At 76.4% G+C, this 3,821-nt stretch carries 4 protein-coding genes and 1 pseudogene; 3 read left to right on the forward strand and 2 right to left on the reverse strand.

Translation table 11 applies throughout. The features are described from left to right. The first annotated feature begins 235 nt into the window (after positions 1-235). The gene (locus tag ICW40_RS17345) at positions 236-1,345 is read left to right on the forward strand and encodes a hypothetical protein (protein ID WP_221655257.1); all 1,110 of its coding nucleotides are present in this window, start codon (positions 236-238) and stop codon (positions 1,343-1,345) included. Between the two features lie 60 nt (positions 1,346-1,405). Then, the gene (locus tag ICW40_RS17350) at positions 1,406-2,014 is read left to right on the forward strand and encodes a hypothetical protein (protein WP_221655258.1); all 609 of its coding nucleotides are present in this window, start codon (positions 1,406-1,408) and stop codon (positions 2,012-2,014) included. 41 nt (positions 2,015-2,055) lie between these two features. On the opposite strand, the gene ICW40_RS17355 is transcribed toward ICW40_RS17350, so the two are convergent. Both ICW40_RS17355 and ICW40_RS17360 read right to left on the reverse strand, forming a co-directional pair. Further along, positions 2,056-2,676, reverse strand: coding sequence for a MarC family protein (locus ICW40_RS17355; RefSeq protein WP_221655259.1), 621 nt, complete (start codon positions 2,674-2,676; stop codon positions 2,056-2,058). Then, a complete protein-coding gene (locus tag ICW40_RS17360; RefSeq protein WP_221655260.1) occupies positions 2,673-3,515 on the reverse strand; it encodes a PHP domain-containing protein in 843 nt (280 codons plus the stop codon). The genes ICW40_RS17355 and ICW40_RS17360 overlap by 4 nt, the downstream gene beginning before the upstream one ends. A gap of 73 nt (positions 3,516-3,588) precedes the next feature. Between ICW40_RS17360 and ICW40_RS17365 the strand changes: the two are divergent. Beyond that, positions 3,589-3,821 (forward strand): annotated as a pseudogene (locus ICW40_RS17365) (hypothetical protein); the annotation flags it as partial.

Below are 3,821 nucleotides of genomic sequence, written 5' to 3' on the forward strand. Positions count from 1 at the left end.
CCGCACCGGCCGGTGAGGGCGCCGAGGCCGCGCGCAAGCGCTCCCGCAACCGCCGCCGGACGCGTGGCGGCCGCGGCGGCTCGGGTGACGGCGCGGCGAGCAGCGAGGCCGCTCCCGTCGTCGGCGAGGGCTGACCCTCCGCGCACCACGACGCATCACGGCGCGCGCAGCGCCGTCGCCGACGCCGACGCCGAGCACACCGGCGCCGACGCCGAGCCCCACGACCCCGCCCACCGTGCTGCCCACGGGCGACCCCGCGCTGCCCGCAGGGGCGTGCGGGTCCCTCGTCGGCGAGCCCTCGGTCGACGACGGCTCGGGCCTCTCGATCACCGCGTGGCCCGTGCCCGCTGAGGTGCCGGCCGGCAGCGCCCTGCCCGTCGGCGCGGGCATGGGCTTCGGTCAGTACGGCGACTTCTCGCTCGCGTCGCAGGACGGGCCGGTCTACCTCGTGACGCACGACGGCGTCGTCGTGGCACGGGGGACGGCCTTCGCGAGCACGACCGGCGTCGCGACGCTCGTCGAGGGCGGCCCGGGCGGCTGGACCACCGCCGGGGCGCTCGACCTCGCGGTCTGCGAGCCGGTGGCCGGCGACCCCGCCACCGCGGGTCGCGCACTCCCCGCCGGCTCGTACGAGCTCCACGCCACCCTGCAGCTCACGCGGTTGCCCGAGGGCACGGACGTGGACGACCGGTGGACCGGCGACCCTGCGGACGACCTGGTCGGCACACCTGGCGGGGAGCCGGTGCAGCTCCTCAGCGAGCCGGTCGCCTTCACCGTGGTCGGCGAAGCGCTCGACCCTGCACCGCGCACGCGCACCTCACCCGCAGCACCGGCAGCCGACCGACCGCCGCCCGGGACCGAGATGTGCGGGTCCGCCGTGCCGGAGCGGTGGGACGCCGGAGGTCTCCTCGTGATCGAGCACCCGACGGATCCCCTCGCGGTGGCCGTCGGGGACCCCGTCGACCTGGGTGCGCGGCTCGCCTACCGCGTCCCCGGTCGGGTGGAGGGGCTGCTCGAGCACCGCATCGACTACCTCGTCGTGCGCGACGGCGTCGTCGTCGGCCGCGGGGGGCCGGGGGCGTCCGACGACTGGTGGTCCCACGCGACCGTCGACCACGGGACCGTCCTGCGGCCGGACGTGTTCTTCCAGGAGTGGGTGATCGCGGGGTGCATCGGCACGGACCCGTGGGACCCGACCAACCCGCCGCTCGGTCCCGGTGAGTACGAGCTCGTGCCGACGACGACGCTGCAGCTCGACGCCGTCGTGCTCGACGACGGGACGCGCACGGTCCTGGACCAGACGCACTTCCTCGTCGGCACCCCGGTCCCGCTGACCATCCGTTGAGCCGGCCGGGGGCCGACGGCCAGGCCTGCGCCGACCGTCGGCACCCGGCAGGATCGGTCCATGAGCCTCTACGCGGACCACCCGGCCCACCGCACGCGTCAGGTCGTCGGGGACGCGGCCGTCCTGGCCTGGGTCGTCGTGTGGGCGCTCGTGGGCCGGGCGGTGCACGACGCCGTCTCCCAGCTCGCGGCACCGGGACGGACCCTCGAGGACGCCGGCACGTCGCTCGAGGAGGGTCTGCAGCAGGCCGGTGAGCGCGTCGCCGAGGTGCCGTTCGTCGGCGACGAGCTGCAGGCGCCCTTCGACAGCGCCGGCGAGGCCGCGGGCACGCTGACGCAGGCGGGAGTCGACCTCCAGGACGGCGTCGCGCAGGCGGCGACCGTCGCCGGGTGGTCCGTCGCGCTGTGGCCGATCCTCGTCGTCGTCACGCTGTGGGTGTGGGCGCGCGTGCGGTTCGCGCGGCGCTCGGCGAGCGCCCGGCGGCTCGTGGCGGCGGGGACCGACCTCGACCTGTTCGCGCTGCGCGCGCTCGCGCGGCTGCCCCTGACCACCCTCGCGCGCGTGAGCGACGACCCCGCGGGCGACTGGCGCCGCGGCGACGAGGCCGTCGTCCGGCGGCTCGCGGACCTCGAGCTCCGCAGCGTCGGCGTCCGCCTGCCGACCGGCTGACGGCGTCGGTCCCCGCGCGCCCGGGGACCTGTGCGGAGAGCTCAGCCGGCCTCGATGAACGCGCGGATCGCGTCGGCGACGAGCTGCACGGCGATCGCCGCGAGCAGCAGACCCGCGATGCGCGTCACGAGCGTCACGCCGCTGTCCTTGAGGACCCGGTGGATCACGCCGGCGAACCGCATCGAGAGCCACAGGCACACGTGCACGCCCACGACGGCGAGCGCGATCGCGACCCAGTCCGCCGGCTCACGCGCACCCTGGACGAAGACCATCGTCGCGACGATCGCGCCCGGACCGGCGAGCAGCGGCGTGCCGAGCGGCACGAGCGCGACGTTGACGCCCTGGTTGCCGGACGGCTGCGGCTCCTCGCTCCTGCCCGTCAGCAGCTCCATCGCGACGAGGAGCAGCAGCAGACCGCCGGACGCCTGGAGCGCGGGCAGCGAGATGTGCATGTACGCGAGCAGCTGCTGGCCGAACAGCGCGAACGAGACGATGACGCCGAACGCGACGAGGATCGCCTGCCGCGCCGCCCTGCGCCGCTGGACCTTCGTCATCGTGCTCGTGAGGCCGAGGAAGATCGGCACGGTCCCCGGGGGATCCATGATCACGAACAGGGTGATGAAGGCCTCCGCGAGCAGCCGGCCGTCGACGACGGCGCTCACGGCCGGACCACGGGCAGCCGGCCCTGGTCCTCGATCGCCTCGAGCGCCTCGGGCGACGTCGTGCGCTCCCCCAGCACGTTCGGCTTGCCGGCGCCGTGGTAGTCGCTCGAGCCGGTGACGACCAGGCCCGCCTCGGCCGCGATCCCGGCCAGGCGGCGTCGCTGCGCGTCGTCGTGGTCGCGGTGGTCCACCTCGATGCCGGCGAGACCGGCGTCGACCAGGCGGCCGATGGCCTCGTCCGAGAGGATCCGGCCACGGACGAGGGCGCCGGGGTGGGCGAGCACGGGCACCCCACCGGCGGCGCGCACGAGCCGCACGGCGTGCGCGGCGTCGGGCGCGTAGTGCGGGACGTAGTAGCGCGAGCCGGCGGCGAGCACGGTGGCGAACGCGGCCGAGCGGTCGGCGACGTGCCCGCGCGCCGCGAGCGCGTCGGCGATGTGCGGCCGGCCCACCGTGGTCCCGGGGACGGTCTGCGCCTCGACGTCGGCCCACGTCAGGTCGAGGTCCTCGGCGATGAGGTCGACCATCGCGCGCGCCCGCTGGAGCCGCGCCTCACGCGTGCGCTCACCCTCCTCGAGCAGCCCGGCGTGCTCCGGGTCGTGGAGGTAGCTGAGCAGGTGGACGCTCATCCGGTCCACGAGGCACGAGATCTCGGCGCCGCGGACGAGCGCGACCCCGTGGACGGGCACCGCGGCCTCGGCCTCGGCCCAGCCGCGCGTCGTGTCGTGGTCCGTCAGCGCGACGACGTCGAGGCCGGCGCGGGCCGCGGCCGCGACGAGCGCGGCGGGTGCGTCCGTGCCGTCCGACGCCACCGAGTGGGTGTGGAGGTCGATGCGCACGGGCCAAGGATAGGTGGGCCTCGCGTCCGACCCGTGCGTGCCCGGTGCGCGCATCTGGTGCGAGCATGGGGGCATGGCAGACCAGCACAGCGCCACCGGTCCCGGCACCGCGGACGGCGCCCTCGCCCCGGCCCCGCCCACCGCGACGTCGCCCGACCCCACGGCGACGGACGCGCAGCGGCTCGAGGACCGCGGCTCGAACCGGTCGCAGCGCCCGACGTCGGCCGCGTTCCTCGAGTTCGTCGCGGACCGCTGGGCGGACCGTCCGGCCGGGCCGGGCGCGCCGCTGCCGTCGGCGTCCTGGGC

The sequence above is a fragment of the Actinotalea ferrariae genome (genome assembly GCF_019733465.1).
GTDB lineage: Bacteria > Actinomycetota > Actinomycetes > Actinomycetales > Cellulomonadaceae > Actinotalea > Actinotalea ferrariae_A.